This is a genomic window from Pseudomonas paraversuta (assembly GCF_904067025.1).
Taxonomy (GTDB): domain Bacteria; phylum Pseudomonadota; class Gammaproteobacteria; order Pseudomonadales; family Pseudomonadaceae; genus Aquipseudomonas; species Aquipseudomonas paraversuta.
This window is the reverse complement of the sequence record NZ_CAJFDA010000001.1, coordinates 812,992-829,637: the sequence shown is the minus strand read 5'-3', so window position 1 is coordinate 829,637 and position 16,646 is coordinate 812,992. Positions and strand designations below refer to the sequence as shown.

General features: G+C 58.1%; 17 protein-coding genes and 1 other RNA gene. 4 read left to right on the top strand and 14 right to left on the bottom strand.

The window, feature by feature from the left end:
* Positions 1–3: 3 nt before the first annotated feature.
* From mraY to rsmI, 9 genes are all read right to left on the bottom strand, one after another.
* On the bottom strand, positions 4–1,086 hold the full coding sequence (gene mraY, locus JQ848_RS04005) for a phospho-N-acetylmuramoyl-pentapeptide-transferase (protein WP_003443623.1): 1,083 nt from the start codon (positions 1,084–1,086) through the stop codon (positions 4–6).
* The gene (locus JQ848_RS04000) at positions 1,086–2,453 is read right to left on the bottom strand and encodes a UDP-N-acetylmuramoyl-tripeptide--D-alanyl-D-alanine ligase (RefSeq protein WP_202210282.1); all 1,368 of its coding nucleotides are present in this window, start codon (positions 2,451–2,453) and stop codon (positions 1,086–1,088) included. The genes mraY and JQ848_RS04000 overlap by 1 nt, the downstream gene beginning before the upstream one ends.
* Positions 2,446–3,909, bottom strand: coding sequence for a UDP-N-acetylmuramoyl-L-alanyl-D-glutamate--2,6-diaminopimelate ligase (locus JQ848_RS03995; protein WP_003443629.1), 1,464 nt, complete (start codon positions 3,907–3,909; stop codon positions 2,446–2,448). Before JQ848_RS03995 ends, JQ848_RS04000 begins: the two co-directional genes overlap by 8 nt.
* A complete protein-coding gene (locus tag JQ848_RS03990) occupies positions 3,909–5,651 on the bottom strand; it encodes a peptidoglycan D,D-transpeptidase FtsI family protein (RefSeq protein ID WP_003443632.1) in 1,743 nt (580 codons plus the stop codon). The genes JQ848_RS03995 and JQ848_RS03990 overlap by 1 nt, the downstream gene beginning before the upstream one ends.
* On the bottom strand, positions 5,648–5,941 hold the full coding sequence (gene ftsL, locus JQ848_RS03985) for a cell division protein FtsL (protein ID WP_003443637.1): 294 nt from the start codon (positions 5,939–5,941) through the stop codon (positions 5,648–5,650). Before ftsL ends, JQ848_RS03990 begins: the two co-directional genes overlap by 4 nt.
* Positions 5,938–6,885 carry a 16S rRNA (cytosine(1402)-N(4))-methyltransferase RsmH gene (gene rsmH, locus JQ848_RS03980; RefSeq protein ID WP_003443642.1) on the bottom strand — a complete coding sequence of 316 codons (948 nt, stop codon included), beginning with the start codon at positions 6,883–6,885 and terminating at the stop codon, positions 5,938–5,940. The genes ftsL and rsmH overlap by 4 nt, the downstream gene beginning before the upstream one ends.
* Entirely contained in the window at positions 6,882–7,337 is a 456-nt protein-coding gene (gene mraZ, locus JQ848_RS03975) for a division/cell wall cluster transcriptional repressor MraZ (RefSeq protein ID WP_003443645.1), read from the bottom strand. The genes rsmH and mraZ overlap by 4 nt, the downstream gene beginning before the upstream one ends.
* A gap of 355 nt (positions 7,338–7,692) precedes the next feature.
* Positions 7,693–8,046, bottom strand: an RNA gene (gene rnpB / locus JQ848_RS03970) — RNase P RNA component class A.
* 141 nt (positions 8,047–8,187) lie between these two features.
* A complete protein-coding gene (rsmI, locus tag JQ848_RS03965; protein WP_003443648.1) occupies positions 8,188–9,042 on the bottom strand; it encodes a 16S rRNA (cytidine(1402)-2'-O)-methyltransferase in 855 nt (284 codons plus the stop codon).
* A 234-nt stretch (positions 9,043–9,276) separates the two neighbouring features.
* Between rsmI and JQ848_RS03960 the strand changes: the two genes are divergently transcribed.
* The 4 genes from JQ848_RS03960 to JQ848_RS03945 all read left to right on the top strand — a co-directional run bounded on the left by JQ848_RS03960 (position 9,277) and on the right by JQ848_RS03945 (position 12,700).
* Positions 9,277–11,028, top strand: a complete 1,752-nt coding sequence (locus JQ848_RS03960) for a penicillin-binding protein activator (protein ID WP_003443655.1) — start codon at positions 9,277–9,279, stop codon at positions 11,026–11,028.
* Entirely contained in the window at positions 11,028–11,390 is a 363-nt protein-coding gene (locus JQ848_RS03955) for a YraN family protein (RefSeq protein WP_127196795.1), read from the top strand. The genes JQ848_RS03960 and JQ848_RS03955 overlap by 1 nt, the downstream gene beginning before the upstream one ends.
* Positions 11,391–11,528: 138 nt before the next feature.
* Positions 11,529–12,122 (top strand): phosphoheptose isomerase, encoded by a 594-nt coding sequence (locus JQ848_RS03950; protein WP_029612203.1) that lies wholly within the window; start codon positions 11,529–11,531, stop codon positions 12,120–12,122.
* A complete protein-coding gene (locus tag JQ848_RS03945; protein ID WP_003443659.1) occupies positions 12,119–12,700 on the top strand; it encodes a BON domain-containing protein in 582 nt (193 codons plus the stop codon). The genes JQ848_RS03950 and JQ848_RS03945 overlap by 4 nt, the downstream gene beginning before the upstream one ends.
* Before the next feature lie 60 nt (positions 12,701–12,760).
* On the opposite strand, the gene JQ848_RS03940 is transcribed toward JQ848_RS03945, so the two are convergent.
* From JQ848_RS03940 to petA, 5 genes are all read right to left on the bottom strand, one after another.
* Entirely contained in the window at positions 12,761–13,174 is a 414-nt protein-coding gene (locus JQ848_RS03940) for a ClpXP protease specificity-enhancing factor (protein WP_003443662.1), read from the bottom strand.
* A gap of 17 nt (positions 13,175–13,191) precedes the next feature.
* Positions 13,192–13,809 (bottom strand): glutathione S-transferase N-terminal domain-containing protein, encoded by a 618-nt coding sequence (locus JQ848_RS03935; RefSeq protein ID WP_010655575.1) that lies wholly within the window; start codon positions 13,807–13,809, stop codon positions 13,192–13,194.
* Between the two features lie 186 nt (positions 13,810–13,995).
* Positions 13,996–14,775, bottom strand: a complete 780-nt coding sequence (locus tag JQ848_RS03930) for a cytochrome c1 (protein WP_003443669.1) — start codon at positions 14,773–14,775, stop codon at positions 13,996–13,998.
* The gene (locus tag JQ848_RS03925) at positions 14,775–15,986 is read right to left on the bottom strand and encodes a cytochrome b (protein WP_003443672.1); all 1,212 of its coding nucleotides are present in this window, start codon (positions 15,984–15,986) and stop codon (positions 14,775–14,777) included. The genes JQ848_RS03930 and JQ848_RS03925 overlap by 1 nt, the downstream gene beginning before the upstream one ends.
* Positions 15,986–16,585: a ubiquinol-cytochrome c reductase iron-sulfur subunit gene (petA, locus tag JQ848_RS03920; RefSeq protein WP_003443673.1), complete on the bottom strand. Its 600-nt coding sequence runs from the start codon at positions 16,583–16,585 to the stop codon at positions 15,986–15,988. Before petA ends, JQ848_RS03925 begins: the two co-directional genes overlap by 1 nt.
* Positions 16,586–16,646 lie beyond the last annotated feature (61 nt).

Genomic DNA, 16,646 nt, shown 5'->3' with positions numbered 1-16,646 from the left:
GTTCTACCTCAGCTTCAGCGTGGCAAGGCCGACCAGTACCAGAATCACGGTGATGATCCAGAAACGGACAATCACGCGTGGCTCAGGCCAGCCCTTGAGTTCAAAGTGGTGATGGATCGGCGCCATGCGGAACACCCGCTTGCCGGTCAACTTGAAAGACGCTACCTGGATCACCACAGACAGGGTTTCCATCACGAACACACCGCCCATGATGAACAGCACGATTTCCTGACGCACGATCACGGCAATGGTGCCCAGGGCTGCGCCCAGCGCCAGTGCGCCAACGTCGCCCATGAAGACTTGTGCGGGGTAGGTGTTGAACCACAGGAATCCGAGACCGGCACCGATCAGTGCGCCACAGAACACAATCAGTTCGCCTGCGCCCGGGACATACGGGATCAACAGGTAGTCGGCAAATTTCACGTTACCCGACAGGTAGCAGAAGATACCCAGGGCACCGCCAACCATAACGGTCGGCATGATCGCCAGACCGTCCAGGCCATCAGTAAGGTTGACTGCGTTGCTCGAGCCTACGATCACGAAGTAGGTCAGCACCACAAAGCCGATACCCAGCGGAATGCTGGCGTCTTTGAGTATGGGCAGAATCAGCGTGGTTTCGACTGCGCTGGGTGCCGTCATATATAGAAAGATCGCCGCGCCCAGACCGAACACCGACTGCCAGAAATACTTCCAGCGGCTAGGAAGGCCGCGAGAGTTTTTTTCGATCACCTTGCGGTAGTCATCGACCCAGCCAATTGCACCGAACAGCAGAGTCACAATCATCACGACCCACACATAGCGGTTGCTCAGGTCAGCCCAAAGCAGGGTGCTGATGGTGATCGCCGACAGGATCAGCGCGCCGCCCATGGTTGGCGTACCGGACTTGGACAAATGCGATTGCGGACCATCGTTACGCACCGACTGGCCGATCTGACGGTTTTGCAGGGTGCGGATCATCCACGGCCCCAGGCACAGGGACAAGGTCAACGCGGTGAGCACCCCAAGAATCCCGCGCAGGGACAGGTACTGGAAGACTGCGAAGCCCTTGTAGAACTGTTGTAGATACTCCGCTAGAAGCAGCAGCATTAATGTTTCTCCCCGCTGGAACCGCACAAAGCCGCAACGACGTTTTCCATCGCTGCGCTGCGCGAGCCCTTGATCAAAATAGTGGTGTTTGTTTCGTGCTCAGCACGAAGCGCCTGGATCAGGTCAGCCTGATTGGCGAAGTGACGAGCATGGTGTCCAAATGCAGTGACGGCATGAGCCATCATGGGTCCCACCGCATAGAGCGCTGAAACTTTGTCGGCGGCATAAGCGCCTACTTCACGATGTCCTTGCTCCGCCCACTCACCTAACTCGCCAATATCTCCGAGCACCAGGACGGTGCGGCCGGAAAAGGCGGCGAGTATATCAACGGCAGCGCACATTGAGGTGGGGTTTGCGTTGTAAGTGTCATCAATAATTCGCAGGCCGCCAGCGGTCAGTTGCGCCACTGCGCGACCTTTGACCGCAAGCACGGCTTGCAAGCCGCTGGTTATGCCAAACAGCGAGATGCCCAGGGCATGGGCAGCAGCTGCTGCGGCCAGGGCATTGGCGACGTTATGCGTGCCCAGCAGGTTGAGCTGAACGCGGGCAACACCCAACGGGCAGTGCAAATCGAACCCGGGGCAACCCCGTGCATCGCGGGCCAGATTGCTGGCGTAAAAGTCTGCTTCAGGGTTTGTCAGGGCAAAGCTGAGTACCTTGCGGCCAGCAGCCCGGGCCTGCCAGATGCCAAAAGCCTTGTCATCCAGGTTCAGAACCGCGACGCCATCAGCGTCCAGCCCTTCGAGAATTTCGCCCTTGGCCTCGACGATTTTTTCCGGCCCGCCGAATTCGCCAACATGGGCGGTTCCGGCATTGTTGAGCACGGCAACATGGGGCTTGGTCATGCCGACGGTATAAGCAATTTCACCCAGGCGCGAAGCACCCAGCTCAATCACTCCCGCCGTGTGTTCCTGGGTCAGTTCGAGCAACGTCAGCGGCACGCCCAGGTCATTGTTCAAGTTGCCTTTGGTCGCCAGCACCGGACCACGGGTGCGCAGGATGCAGGCGAGCATTTCTTTAACTGTGGTTTTGCCACTGGAACCGGTAATCGCGGCAACCGGCTTGTGGTAGCCGGCACGATTGAGCGCACCCAGCTGACCCAATGCCACCCGGGCATTCTTGACCACCAGCTGCGGCAATGCCGACTCGGGCACTTCGCGTTCGACCAGTGCCGCAACCGCACCTTTGGCCGCCACTTCATTCAAATAATCATGGCCATCGAAACGCGGGCCGGTCAGGGCAATAAACAGCTGGCCCTTGGTGATCCCGCGGCTGTCGATGCTGACACCGTTGAAAAGGCTGTCGGCAGCGACCAGCCGACCACCCAGGGCAGCGGCAACTTCGCTCAGCAACAGAGGCTTAAGCATGGGCGGCCTCCCAGGCATTCAGGGCTTTCTCGGCTTGCACCAGATCAGAGAAGTCATGGCGCTCGCCATTGATTTCCTGATAGTCCTCGTGACCTTTACCCGCCAGCACAATGACGTCTTCGGCGTTGGCACCTGCAATCAATCGGGCAATGGCCTCACCGCGACCGGCGACGAAGGTGACGCTCTGGGGCGTAACGAAGCCTGCGCGGATGTCGTCGAAAATTTGTCCAGGTGCTTCCGAGCGGGGGTTATCGTCCGTAACCAAAACCCCGTCCGCCAAGCGTTCAACCACTTCGGCCATCAACGGGCGCTTGCCGCGATCGCGATCGCCGCCGCAACCGAACAGGCACAGCAGTTGGCCTTTGGCGTGAGGACGCAGGGCCAGCAAGACTTTTTCCAGGGCATCCGGGGTGTGGGCGTAATCAACGACTACCAGCGGCCTGGTGCCGCCGCCCAGACGCTGCATGCGCCCCACAGGGCCTTCAAGCTTTGGCAACACGGCGAGGATTTCATCCAGCGCGTAGTCCAGGCCGAGCAAGGCGCCGACCGCAGCCAGTACGTTGCTCAGGTTGAAACGACCCAGCAGGCTGCTGCGCAAATGGTGCTCGCCCTGTGGCGTGACCAGTGTGGCGCGCACGCCATCGTCGTCGAAGGTCGCTTCGCGACAGTAAAGGTAGGCGCTGCTGTCTTCGAGGCTGTAGCTGATCAGACGCGAATCATGTTTTTCTGCCGCCAGCTGGCGACCGAAGTCATCGTCAAGGTTAAGCACGCGGCAACCCAGGTCAGGCCAGGCAAACAGCTTGGCCTTGGCCTCGGCATACGCCTGCATGGTGCCGTGATAATCCAGATGGTCGCGGGACAGGTTGGTCAGGACGGCAACATCAAACGCCAGAGCACTGACCCGGCCTTGATCCAGCCCGTGGGACGACACTTCCATCGCCACGGCCTTGGCACCGGCTTTCTTCAGGTCAGCCAGCATGGCCTGTACGGCAATCGGGTCCGGGGTGGTATGGCGACCGCTTTGCAGTGCGCCATAAAAGCCCGTGCCCAGGGTGCCAACAATGCCGCAATGCTGCCCCAGCAGGTCCAGCGCTTGCGCAACCAGCTGGGTAACGCTGGTTTTGCCGTTGGTACCGGTAACGCCCACCAGGTTCACGTGATGGCTCGGGTCACCATAAAAACGCCCGGCGATAGACGACAGTTGCGCCGCCAGCCCCTTGACCGGGATCAGCGGTACGGCGGTGATCGGCAATACGTCCGCGCCTTCTACTTCATAGGCCACGGCTGCTGCGCCACGTTGCAGGGCGTCAGCGATATGTTCACGACCATCGAGCTTGCCACCCGGTACCGCGAGGAACAGATCCCCGGCTCGCACATTGCGGCTGTCGAGGGTCAGTTCACGGATCAACAGATCGTGACCTGCGTGAGGGAAAATCTTGTTCAGGCTCAGGGACATTAGCCGCGCCCTCCTTTGGCTGCTGCAGCGGTCGCGGCTGCTTGTTGCTCCGCGGCCGTCGGCAAGTTATCCGGCGTCACGTTCATCAGGCGCAGGGTGCCGGACATTACTTTGCTGAATACTGGAGCCGAAACCAGACCACCGAAGTAGCCCGCCTTGCTTGGCTCATCGATGACCACAACGATTGCGTAACGCGGATCGCTCATCGGGCCAAACCCGGCAAACAGGGAGCGGTACGAGTTGACGGCATAACCCTTGACGCCACCCGAGGATGTTTTACGCGCAGTACCGGACTTGCCGCCCACGTGATAGGCCGGCACCTTGGCCCGCCAGACGCCGCGCGGGTTCTCGATAACTTCCTGGAGCATCCCCTGAACGGTCTTGGCGACCTGCTCGGGCATGACTTGCGCGGCCTGCGCCGGCTTGTCGGCCTTGAGCAGGGTCAGCGGGGCGAGCTTGCCGTTGTTGGCCAGCGCCGAAAATGCGTGTACCAGCTGGATCGCCGTCACCGAAACGCCGTAGCCATAAGACAGGGTCGCGGTTTCAGCCTTGCGCCACTCGCGGTAGTTCGGCAGGTTGCCGACGCGCTCACCCGGGAAGCCCAGGCCCGTGTCCTGACCCAGACCCATTTTGGCCATCTGGCGGAAAATCGCTTCACCACCGATATCGAAGGCAACCTTACTCATGCCGACGTTACTGGAGTTGATCAGAATGCCCGTCAGATCAAGGATCGGGCCTTCAGTGCGCGATACGTCGCGAATGGTGTATTTGCCCAGTTGCAGCGTGCCCGGATACACCTCGACCTTATCGGTGGGTTTCCAGCGTCCGGTTTCCAGCGCAGCACTCATCGAAATCGGCTTTACCGTTGAGCCCGGCTCGAACACGTCGATCATGGCGCGGTTACGCATCATCGCCGGCTGCAGGTTGCGACGGTTGTTCGGGTTGTAGGTCGGCTGGTTGACCATGGCCAGAATCTCGCCGGTCTTCACATCCATAATTACCAGGCTGCCGGCCTTGGCACCGTTTTCGACCAGCGCATTGCGCAGTTCGCGGTTGGCCAGATACTGCAGGCGCAGGTCAATCGATAACGCCAAGGTCTTCCCTGCCTTGGCGTTTTTTGTAACCTGAATGTCTTTGATCAGACGACCGCGCCGGTCCTTGATCACCTGTCGCTTGCCCGGCACGCCGGCCAGCCACTCGTCATAGGCCAGCTCAACACCTTCGCGGCCTTTATCGTCGATATCGGTAAAGCCGACCATGTGCGCAGTCACTTCACCTGCCGGGTAAAAACGACGGAACTCTTCGATGCCATATACACCCGGCACTTTAAGGTCGAGCACCAGCTGGCCCTGCTCGGGTGTCAAGCCGCGGACCAGATAGATGAATTCTTTATTGGCTTGCTGTTCAAGGCGCGCCGTCAGCACCTTGGGATCTTGCCCAAGCGCGTGGGCCAGGGCCGGCCAGCGATCCTTGGCTACCTGCATTTCCTTGGCGTTGGCCCACAACGTGGTCACCGGGGTACTGACGGCCAGCGGCTCGCCATTACGGTCAGTAATCAGGCCGCGGTGTGCCGGGATCTGGATGTGACGCAGACTGCGGGCATCGCCCTGCCCCTTGAGGAAGTCATGGTCGATCACCTGCAGGTAGACAATTTGACAGGCAATCGCACCTACCAGCAGTGCCAGCAATGCCAGCACTACACGAAAACGCCACGGATAGAGTGCGCCTTCGAGTTTGATCATGGCGCCACCATCCGAACTTCTGCTGCGCCCGGGATGCGCATTTTCAGTTGTTCGCTGGCCAGGGTTTCGATACGGCTATGGGCAGTCCAGGTGCTTTGTTCGAGGATCAGACGCCCCCACTCGGCCTGGGCCTTGTCACGCACACTCAGCTCCCCGTACAGGGTGTTGAGCAACTGGCGGTTCCAGTGGGCGCTATAGGAAACGCCCACTGCCGAAACCAATACGGCAATAAACAGCAGCAGCATGAAAAAACTTCCGCCGGGAAGTGGTTTGGCGAAGAGCTTGTTCAACGAAGCTTCTCCGCGACGCGCATGACAGCGCTGCGCGAGCGCGGATTGGCTTTGAGCTCCGCTTCAGATGCGAACTGGGCCTTGCCATGGATTTTTATAATGGGATCGAAACTGGTGTGCTGAACCGGCAAGCCGCGGGGCAGGTTGTCGGGTTCACCTTTGACCAGGTCACGCATGAACAATTTGACGATGCGGTCTTCCAGGGAGTGGAAGCTGATCACCACCAGGCGACCGCCGACTTCCAGGGATTCAAGTGCCGCTTCGAGGCCGGCCTTGAGATCACCCAGCTCGTTATTGACGTGGATGCGCAGGCCCTGGAAAGTGCGGGTTGCAGGGTGCTTGCCCTTTTCCCAGGCCGGGTTGGCCACTTTCAGCACTTCAGCCAGATCGCCCGTGCGTTCAAACGGGGTAATTGCCCGGCGCTCAACCACCGCGCGGGCCATACGCCCGGAAAAACGCTCTTCGCCATATTCTTTGAATACGCGGGCAATTTCGTCCTGGGATGCGGTGTTTACAAACTCAGCCGCGCTGATCCCTTCATCCGGGTTCATGCGCATGTCCAGCGGGCCGTCGTTCATGAAACTGAAGCCGCGCTCAGGATCGTCGAGCTGTGGCGAAGAAACCCCCAGATCGAGGAGAACGCCGCTGACCTTTCCGGCCAGGCCGCGGGCGGCGATCTCGGAGCCCATCTCGGCAAAGCTGCGTTGCACAATGACAAAGCGGCCGTCTTCGGCCGCTAGCGCTTGCCCGGTGGCAATCGCCTGGGGATCTTTATCAAACCCGAGCAAACGGCCCTCAGGGCCAAGCTTCTGGAGTATCAGGCGGCTATGTCCGCCGCGACCGAAGGTGCCATCCAGATAGCATCCATCAGGACGTACGGCGAGAGCCTCTACGGCTTCGTCGAGCAGTACGGTGATGTGGTTGAAGTCGCTATCTATAGTCACAGGATTAAATCACGCAGTTCTTCAGGCATCGCGCCCGGTTGTTGAATGGCTGCAAGGTCAGCGGCAGAAACAGCTTCCCAGGCATCCTCGTCCCACAGTTGAAACTTGTTTAACTGGCCTACCAACATCGCGCGCTTATCCAACCTGGCATATTCACGCAAACGCGGCGGCACCAGAAAACGACCACTGCCATCGAGCTCTAGGTCGACGGCGTTACCAATCAACAGACGTTGCAAACGGCGGTTCTCTTCACGCAACGAAGGCAACGCCCGAAGCTTGGTTTCAATCAGCTCCCACTCGTCGAGGGGGTACACACACAAGCAGGGATCTACCGCATCAATGGTCACGATCAGTTGCCCGGAACTTCTCGAAATCAACTCGTCACGGTACCGGCTCGGCATTGCGAGACGGCCCTTGGCATCGAGACTGATTGCGTTAGCTCCGCGAAACACGAGGCGTCACTCCCAAAATTAGCGTTTTACGTCTAAAAAACCCACTTTATGCCACTTTTCGCCACTTGCGCACACTATAGGAATGCGCCCACCACACCGTCAAGGAGCGGCCCGAAGGAAAATCCTTACATAACTGAGATTTAGGAGGGTAAACAGACGTGCAGCAATAACCGGAGGGATTTTTTGACTCGCGAAGTGCAACAAACTCAAAGCCCTGGACTTCAAACTTAAAGTAGTTTGTTAAGAGTAAGAACTTTTTGGCATTACTCGGCAGATTTTCTTGCGAATACATCGGGGGAGATGGAGCGCTTGTTTCTTGTGGCAATCTGCCTGCAGCGCAAGCAGAAGAAAAAAGGTGGAGAGTCGATCTGTAAGCCGGGTTCTGTCGTGAACAGTCATTCGTCTACGATGGCCATCACTGGACATCTTTAGCAACCTACCCGGTTCCAGCGCGGGCCACGCCTTGGAACCCTATTTGGTCTTGCTCCAAGTGGGGTTTACCTAGCCACGAACTGTTGCCAGTCGTGCGGTGCGCTCTTACCGCACCTTTTCACCCTTACCGGCGCCGAAGCGCTTAGGCGGTTATTTTCTGTGGCACTTTCCGTAGGCTCACGCCTCCCAGGCATTACCTGGCACTTCGCCCTATGGAGCCCGGACTTTCCTCCCCCCCCTAATTTTCATAGAGGGCAGCGACTGTCCAATCGACTCTCCGGCGCGAAGATTAACTGTACAGAGCGTATAGAACAAGCGTTAAAAGCCAGATGGCAGTTTCATTCACCCTGCGCAAAGCCTTTGCCTGCCAGCCCGGACAACAAAAAAATAGCAAAAGGCCACTACTTAAACAGAGGCCTTAATCAACTTTTTGTTTTTCCAGCGCCACTTGATACAACACATTCTTTCGCTCGCCGGTTATTTCAGCTGCAAGTGCGGCCGCGCGTTTTAGCGGCATTTCCTTTAGCAGCAAGTCGAGAATGCGCATCGCTTCACTGCTGACTGCTTCGTCTGTTTCAGGCGCAGTCCACCCTGCAACCAGCACCACGCACTCGCCACGCTGCTGGTTACTGTCGCCCTCGACAAAGGCGCGCAACTCGGACAATGGCAAACCCTTGAGGGTTTCGAAGGTCTTGGTCAGTTCCCGCGCCAGCAACGCCGGGCGGTCCGGACCAAATACCAGCTCCAGATCTTGCAGGCACTCAAGGATACGATGTGGTGCCTCGTAAAAAATCAGAGTGCGCGGCTCTTCCTTCAGCAACTCAAGGCGCGTACGGCGCCCAACAGCTTTAGCCGGAAGAAATCCCTCGAAGATAAATCGGTCGGAAGGCAAGCCCGCAGCTGACAACGCCGCAATCAGGGCGCAGGCACCCGGCACAGGCACCACCTTGACCCCGGCCGCGCGTGCCTGGCGTACCAGGTGATACCCCGGATCGGAGATCAACGGCGTCCCGGCATCGGAGATCAGGGCGACATCTTCGCCAGCCAGCAAGCGCTGAATAAAGCGACTACCCTCATCACGTTCGTTATGTTCGTGACAGGCACCCAAGGGAGTGGTGATGCCAAAATGCTGCATCAAACGCAGGGAGTGACGCGTGTCTTCGGCCGCAATCAGCGACACGTCACGCAGCACTTTGAGCGCACGCGCACTGATGTCGTCCAGGTTCCCGATGGGCGTCGCCACCACATAAAGCGACCCGACAACGGAATTCATAGCACCTGGAGCAGTCAAAACGCACACCTCATGAGAGTTAAAGGCGCCATTGTAGCGCGTAGACCCCTCCTGAACGCACCTTCCAGTCAGACTGCAGAGTGCTTATTCGCAAAAATTTCACCGCCACAACCCGCAGAACTCATCTAAATTCAGGCTTTATCGCCTGTAACATCGCGCCCCGGCCAGTGCTTGGGTACAATTCCCGCTCTTTTGTTCGAGTAACAGGAACACTACATGATCGCTTGCCTGCGGCTGTTCACTGCCCTCTGCCTTGCTGCCCTGTTGGCGGCTTGCGCCAGCTCGCCCTCGTCCAGCCTTGGCGAACTCCCCCGAACCCCGGATGCCAGCCTTGAGCAGTTGCTGCAGCAGGCCTCCGAAACCAAAAATCCGGAGAAGGCCGCCTTGCTGCGCCTGTCCGCGGCTGATCTGGCCATGGGCCAGAACAATGATCAGCGCGCCGCGCAGATTTTGGCCCAGGTCCCGCTGGATCAGCTCAAGCCAGCACAGCAAGTCTTTGCCAGCACGCTGACAGCCGAACTGGCAATGAAGCGCAATGATCCCAAGGCTGCCGTGGCCGCCCTGAATCATCCAAGCGTGTCGCGCATCGGCGAGTTACCGAACGATTTGCAAGTACGCACCCATACCGTGCACGCCCGTGCCCTTGAAGCAGACGGGCAAACACTGGCCGCTGCACGCGAACGTGTAGCGATGAGCCCGATCCTGACCGGCGATGCTGCCAACAGCAACAATGACGCCATCTGGACATTGGTTGCCGCATTGCCGGTGGAGCAACTGCAGGCACAAAGCAACGATGTTCTGGGCGGATGGATGTCCCTGGCCCTGGCCGTGAAGAGCGCCGGCACCGTTCAGGACCAGCAAAACGCCATAGACCAATGGCGTGCGCAAAACCCGAATCACCCCGCTGCCATCCAGCTACCCGCTCCACTGATCAAGCTCAAGGAACTGGCCAGCCAGCCTTTGACCAAAATCGCCCTGCTACTGCCTCAGGACGGCCAGCTGGCCTCTGTGAGCAAGGCATTGCGCGATGGCTTCATGGCTGCTCACTATCAAGCTCAGCAGGCCGGGCAAAACCCGCCAAGCATCCAGTTTTATGACAGCTCGCGCCTGGTATCCCTGGACGACTTCTACAACAAGGCACAAGCCGATGGCGTGCAACTGGTGATCGGCCCGCTGGAGAAATCACTGGTCAAGCAGCTGAGTGCTCGCCCGCAGCTGCCCATCACTACACTGGCCCTCAATTACAGCGAAAGCGCACATGGCCCGGCCCAACTGTTTCAGTTTGGCCTCGCCGCTGAAGACGAAGCCCGTGAAGTGGCTCGCCGCGCACGCGCCGACGGCCTGACCCACGCCGGCGCCATGGTTCCGAAAGGCGAATGGGGCGAGCGCGTACTCAATGCATTCCGTCAGGAATGGGTCGCCCACGGCGGCTCCATCGTGGGTATCGAGTACATCGACAAACCCGTAGCCCTGGCCCAGCAGGTCGGCGATCTGGTGCAACTGCGTAAAAACGCCGCCGAGCCGCTGCAGTTCCTGTTCCTCGCCGCCACGCCCCAGCAAGCCCAGCAGATCAAGCCGACCCTGAACTACCAATACGCAGGCGATCTGCCGGTTTACGCCACATCCCACGTCTTCAGTGCCAGCGGCAATCAGGACCAGTACAAAGACATGAATGGCGTGCGCTTCTGCGAGACCCCATGGCTGCTGGAGCCCGGCAACCCGCTACGCCAGCAAGTGGCTGCACAATGGCCACAGGCTTCAAGCAGCATGGGCCGCCTGTACGCCATGGGCGTTGACGCTTACACCCTGGCATCGCGCCTGGGCCAGCTCAAGGCTCTGCCAGACAGCCGGATCGACGGCTTGTCGGGCAGCCTCAGCATGAGCCCGACACAACATGTCGAGCGTCAGCTGCCGTGGGCCGAGTTCGTTAATGGCCAGATTCAACGCCTGCCCGATACTCCCAACTGATGCCCGAGCGCTCAAGCCTGCAAACAGGCAAGGATGCCGAGCGCCTGGCGCTGCGGCATCTTGAGCAACAGGGTTTACGCTTGCTGGCACAGAACTGGCTTTGCAAGCGCGGCGAGCTGGATCTGGTCATGCTTGACGGCGATACAGTAGTATTCGTCGAAGTTCGTTACCGGCAACACGCGCAATGGGGTGGCGCACTGGCCAGCATTGACGCACGCAAGCAGCAAAAGCTGATACTTGCAGCTCAGTACTTTTTGCAACGCGAGTCGCGCTGGGCCAATCATCCCTGCCGCTTTGATGTCGTAACAATGGACAGCGCAACACCTCACTTGAACTGGCTACGGAATGCCTTTGACAGCTGACCCGCTGTCAGGCCGATTCCAGCACCCTTTTATTAAACGATTTTGCTTTGCTTTGCGGGCTGCACATTCTTGTGCCGGGAAGTCACCCAGGAACACCTGGATCACGCTCGACCAGCCGCCCTACTTAAGGTCACATAGATGGACATGCAATCCCGGATTCGCCAGCTTTTTCAGGCCAGCATCGACACCAAGCAGCAGGCGATGGACGTTCTTGCACCCCACATCGAGCAAGCCAGCCAAGTGATGGTCAATGCCTTGCTCAATGAAGGAAAAATGCTTTCGTGCGGTAACGGTGGCTCGGCAGGCGATGCCCAGCACTTTTCATCCGAGCTGCTCAATCGCTTTGAGCGCGAGCGCCCCAGCTTGCCCGCCATTGCACTCACCACCGACACCTCGACGATCACCTCGATCGCCAATGACTACAGCTTCAACGAGATTTTCTCCAAGCAGATCCGCGCCCTTGGCCAGCCCGGGGATGTATTGCTGGCCATTTCCACCAGCGGCAACTCGGCCAACATCATCCAGGCAATCCAGGCGGCCCACGACCGCGAAATGATCGTGGTTGCCATGACCGGCCGCGACGGCGGCGGCATGGCCTCGCTGCTGCTGCCTGAGGACGTGGAGATTCGCGTCCCTTCCAATGTCACTGCACGTATTCAAGAAGTCCATCTGCTGGCGATCCACTGCTTGTGCGACCTGATCGACAGCCAACTGTTCGGGAGTGAAGAATGACCTTTAAACGCCTTAGCCTTGTGGCACTGACTCTGTGCCTGGGCCTGACTGCCGGCTGCAGCTCGGTGCTGACAGCTACCCGCGATACGCCTATTGAAGATGATCGCGGCACCCGCACTTTCGGCAGCAAGATCGATGACTCGCTGATTGAAACCAAGGTCGCCGTGAACGTGGCCAAAGCCAGCCCTGACCTGGACACCGGCTCGCATATCGTCGTCACCAGCTACAACGGTATCGTATTGCTGGCCGGCCAGACTCCCCGCGCCGAGCTCAAGGCCCAGGCCGAGCAGGCTGCCGCCGCGGTTCAACGGGTGAAGAAGGTCAACAATGAGTTGCAGGTCATGGCTCCGTCCTCGATCCTCGCCCGCAACAACGACGCCTGGCTGACCACCAAGATCAAGACCCAGATGCTGACCGACAGCCAGATCCCGGGCTCACGGATCAAAATCGTTACCGAGAACGGCATTGTCTACATGCTGGGCCTGGTGACCAAACAGGAAGCCACCCGCGCAACCAATCTGGTGCAAAGTGTTTCCGGCGTACAGAAAATCGTGAAGCTGTTTGAGTACATCGACTGACAAGCTCGCTCCTGCAGCCCGGACACAAAAAAGGCGACCCTTGCAGGTCGCCTTTTTTTGTTACTTGACCACTTTCAGGCTAGGCCGACCCGTAGGTCTTGGCGGCTCAGTACCTGGCGGCGGCCCATCGTCATCCGGCTCAACCTCGTCATCGCCGTCCATAGGCTCTTCCAGGTCAAACACCATACCCTGACCATTCTCACGGGCGTAAACCCCCAGAATGGCCGCAATAGGCACGTACAACGTGTGCGGCACACCACCAAAACGCCCTTCAAAGCTCACTGCTTCGTTGTCCATGTGCAATTGACGCACGGCGGTTGGCGAAACATTCAGGACAATCTGCCCGTCACTGGCAAAACCCTGAGGCACTTGCACCTTCGGGTAGTCAGAGTTAACCAGCATGTGCGGAGTGCAATCGTTATCAACAATCCACTCATAGAGCGCACGCACCAGATAAGGTCGACTTGAATTCATCAAGGGCTCCTAAAGCCTTAGCGCATGTCGCGTTCGACACCAGACAAACTTGCCCGGAAAGTCTCACGCGCAAACTGGCGCTCCATATAGTCAAGCAGCGGCTTGGCCGGCCGCGGCAATTCAATACCCAAAATGGGCAAGCGCCAGAGTATCGGCAATAGACAGCAGTCGACCAGACTTAGCTCTGTACTGAGGAAAAAAGGTTTGTCTGCAAACAATGCAGACACGCCTGTCAGACTCTCACGCAGCTCTTTACGCGCCTGGACCCGAGCCGGCTCCTTGGTACGCGAATCGAGAATCAGGTCCACCAGCACACACCAGTCGCGCTGGATGCGATGAATCAGCAGACGGCTATTGGCCCGCGCCACCGGATAAACCGGCAACAGCGGCGGATGCGGATAACGCTCATCCAGATATTCCATCACCACAGTCGACTCCCACAACGCCAGGTCACGATCGACCAGGGTTGGCAGGCTGCCGTAGGGGTTCACTTCGATCAGCTTCGGCGGCTGACGGCCCGCCTCCACACTGATGATCTCGGCGCTGACACCTTTCTCGGCGAGCACGATACGTACTCGATGGGAATAGTGGTCGGCGGGGTCGGAGTAACAGGCCAACCGATTGGTCACGCCCATGGCGGTCCTCCTCGCTTGTTGAAATTATCAGGAGCGGAAAAACGAACGCGCCCAAGGAACGTCTCCGGCAACCGCAGAACCCGGGCGGGCAAGGCCTTGCGACCTTGCCCGCCACTCATCCTGCACTGTTACCTTTTCAGAGACACCCTCGGGCGCGCACGATTAACAGCGATGCGTGTAACGATATCAGTGCACATCTTTCCAGTATTCGCGCTTGAGCAGATAAGCGAATACGAAGAAGAAGGCCAGATAGAGCAGTACGTAGGTACCGATGCGCTGATGCTCCAGCTTCACCGGGTTGGCCGAATAGGCCAGGAAGGTCACAAGGTTCTTGATCTTCTCATCGAACTGCTCTTCAGTCAGCGTGCCGGTTTTAGGCAAAACTGTCAGCTGGTCGCATGCTTCATGTGTCAAAGGCGTGCCAGTGAGCGGATCATACTGCTTCTTGCCGTCTTCGACGATCTGAACTTGCTTGCAGCCTACCACCTGACGACCTTGCAACGGTGCCAGAACGTTCGGCATTCCCACATTCGGGAAGACTTTGTTGTTTACACCCCATGGCCGTGACGGGTCTTCATAGAAAGACCGCAGGTAGCTATACAGCCAGTCAGTACCACGCACACGCGCCACCAGGGTCAAGTCTGGCGGTGCAGCACCGAACCAGGCCTTGGCGTCTTCCGGCTGCATGCCGATGTTCATGTGGTCGCCGATTTTGGCCCCGGTGAACACCAGATTCTCGAGCATGAGCTCATGGGGAATCCCCAGGTCATCGGCTACACGCTCGTAACGCTGGAACTTGGCACTGTGACAACCCATGCAGTAGTTGGCGAACGTACGCGCGCCGTCCTGCATGGCTGCCTTGTCAGAAACATCGATGTCGACCTTGTCGAGCTGAACGCCCTGCTCCGCCGCAAAGGACAGCACAGGCATCACCGCAAGCATCAATACAGCAAATAGCTTTTTCATCAGCCAGTCACCCTTTCCGGAACCGGTTTGGTCTTCTCAAGCCTGGTGTAGAACGGCATCAGAATGAAGTAGGCGAAGTACAGGAACGTACAGACCTGCGACAGCAACGTACGACCCGGGGTCGGCGCCAATACACCCAGCACGCCCAGAATCACGAACGAGATGCAAAACACCCAGAGCCAGATTTTGCTCAGCCAGCCCTTGTAGCGCATGGATTTGACCGGGCTACGGTCAAGCCATGGCAATACGAACAGCATGGCAATCGCAGCCCCCATGGCGATGACGCCAAGCAGCTTGTCCGGGATTGCACGCAAGATCGCGTAGAACGGTGTGAAGTACCAGACAGGCGCAATGTGCTCCGGCGTTTTAAAGGCGTTAGCCTGTTCAAAGTTCGGTTTTTCCAGGAAGTAGCCACCCATTTCCGGGAAGAAGAACACAATCGAACAGAAGATAAACAGGAACACCACTACGCCGACGATATCCTTCACGGTGTAGTACGGATGGAAGGGAATGCCATCCAGCGGTACGCCGTTTTCGTCTTTATGCTTTTTGATGTCCACGCCGTCAGGGTTGTTCGAGCCGACTTCATGCAAGGCCAGAACGTGCAGCACCACCAGCCCCAGAATCACGATAGGCAAGGCCACAACGTGCAAGGCAAAGAAGCGGTTCAGGGTAATGCCGGAGATCAGGTAGTCACCGCGAATCCACTGTGTCAGGTCGTTACCGATAACCGGAATCGCACCGAACAGCGAGATGATCACCTGGGCACCCCAGTAGGACATCTGCCCCCAAGGCAACAGATAGCCCATGAAGGCCTCTGCCATCAGGGCCAGATAGATCATCATACCGAACAGCCAGACCAGTTCCCGCGGCTTCTGATAGGAGCCGTAGAGCAGGCCACGGAACATGTGCAGGTAGACCACCACAAAGAACGCCGACGCACCCGTTGAGTGCAGATAGCGCAGGATGGAACCGTATTCGACGTCACGCATGATGTATTCGACAGAAGCAAAAGCTTCTTCTGCCGACGGCGTGTAGCTCATGGTCAGCCACACACCGGTGACAATCTGATTAACCAGAACGAGCAATGCGAGAGAACCGAAGAAATAGAAGAAGTTGAAGTTCTTCGGGGCGTAGTACTTGCTGAGATGGTCTTCCCACATTTTAGTCGCGGGGAAGCGGGCATCAATCCAGTCCATGAACTTGCTCATTACGCGCTCTCCCCTTCAAGGCCAACGACAATCACATTGTCACTGCCCTCAACATAGTAGTAAGGCGGTACTGGCAGGTTCAATGGAGCAGGTTGCGACTTGTAGACGCGGCCGGCCAGGTCATAGTGGGAACCATGGCAAGGGCAGAAATAACCCCCTACCCAATCCTTGCCCAGGTCAGCAGGAGCGACCTCGGGGCGGAAAGTCGGCGAACAACCCAAGTGAGTGCAAATTCCGATCAACACCAAAACTTCTGGCTTGATGGATCGCCACTCGTTTTTTGAGTTTTCAGGTTGATCGGATTGATTGGATTCGGGATCAGCGAGCTGCCCTTCAATCTTCTTGAGATTTGCCAGGATCTCCTCAGTGCGGCGGACAATGAATACTGGCTGACCACGCCATTCAGCAATCATCTGCTGCCCTGGCTCAATCTTTGCAATATTCACTTTCACCGGTGCGCCTGCGGCTTTCGCCTTGGCACTGGGAAACCACGACCCCACGAACGGGACCGCCGCCCCCACCGCTCCTGCAGCACCCACCACGGATGTGGCTGCTACGAGGAAGCGACGCCGGCCGACATTTACGCCGTCATTGCTCATTCAGTCCTCTCCCATCAGCTTTGTGGCCTGTTAAATCAGGCATCTACTAAGTAAAAATCTG

What these genes read in the sequence shown, in the direction of transcription:
- JQ848_RS03940 (WP_003443662.1), bottom strand. Translation starts at nt 13,174, where the DNA reads ATGAATTCAAGTCGACCTTATCTGGTGCGTGCGCTCTATGAGTGGATT.
- JQ848_RS03990 (WP_003443632.1), bottom strand. Translation starts at nt 5,651, where the DNA reads ATGATCAAACTCGAAGGCGCACTCTATCCGTGGCGTTTTCGTGTAGTG.
- JQ848_RS03950 (WP_029612203.1), top strand. Translation starts at nt 11,529, where the DNA reads ATGGACATGCAATCCCGGATTCGCCAGCTTTTTCAGGCCAGCATCGAC.
- mraY (WP_003443623.1), bottom strand. Translation starts at nt 1,086, where the DNA reads ATGCTGCTGCTTCTAGCGGAGTATCTACAACAGTTCTACAAGGGCTTC.
- JQ848_RS03935 (WP_010655575.1), bottom strand. Translation starts at nt 13,809, where the DNA reads ATGGGCGTGACCAATCGGTTGGCCTGTTACTCCGACCCCGCCGACCAC.
- rsmI (WP_003443648.1), bottom strand. Translation starts at nt 9,042, where the DNA reads ATGAATTCCGTTGTCGGGTCGCTTTATGTGGTGGCGACGCCCATCGGG.
- JQ848_RS03955 (WP_127196795.1), top strand. Translation starts at nt 11,028, where the DNA reads ATGCCCGAGCGCTCAAGCCTGCAAACAGGCAAGGATGCCGAGCGCCTG.
- JQ848_RS04000 (WP_202210282.1), bottom strand. Translation starts at nt 2,453, where the DNA reads ATGCTTAAGCCTCTGTTGCTGAGCGAAGTTGCCGCTGCCCTGGGTGGT.
- petA (WP_003443673.1), bottom strand. Translation starts at nt 16,585, where the DNA reads ATGAGCAATGACGGCGTAAATGTCGGCCGGCGTCGCTTCCTCGTAGCA.
- JQ848_RS03925 (WP_003443672.1), bottom strand. Translation starts at nt 15,986, where the DNA reads ATGAGCAAGTTCATGGACTGGATTGATGCCCGCTTCCCCGCGACTAAA.
- JQ848_RS03930 (WP_003443669.1), bottom strand. Translation starts at nt 14,775, where the DNA reads ATGAAAAAGCTATTTGCTGTATTGATGCTTGCGGTGATGCCTGTGCTG.
- JQ848_RS03995 (WP_003443629.1), bottom strand. Translation starts at nt 3,909, where the DNA reads ATGTCCCTGAGCCTGAACAAGATTTTCCCTCACGCAGGTCACGATCTG.
- JQ848_RS03945 (WP_003443659.1), top strand. Translation starts at nt 12,119, where the DNA reads ATGACCTTTAAACGCCTTAGCCTTGTGGCACTGACTCTGTGCCTGGGC.
- JQ848_RS03960 (WP_003443655.1), top strand. Translation starts at nt 9,277, where the DNA reads ATGATCGCTTGCCTGCGGCTGTTCACTGCCCTCTGCCTTGCTGCCCTG.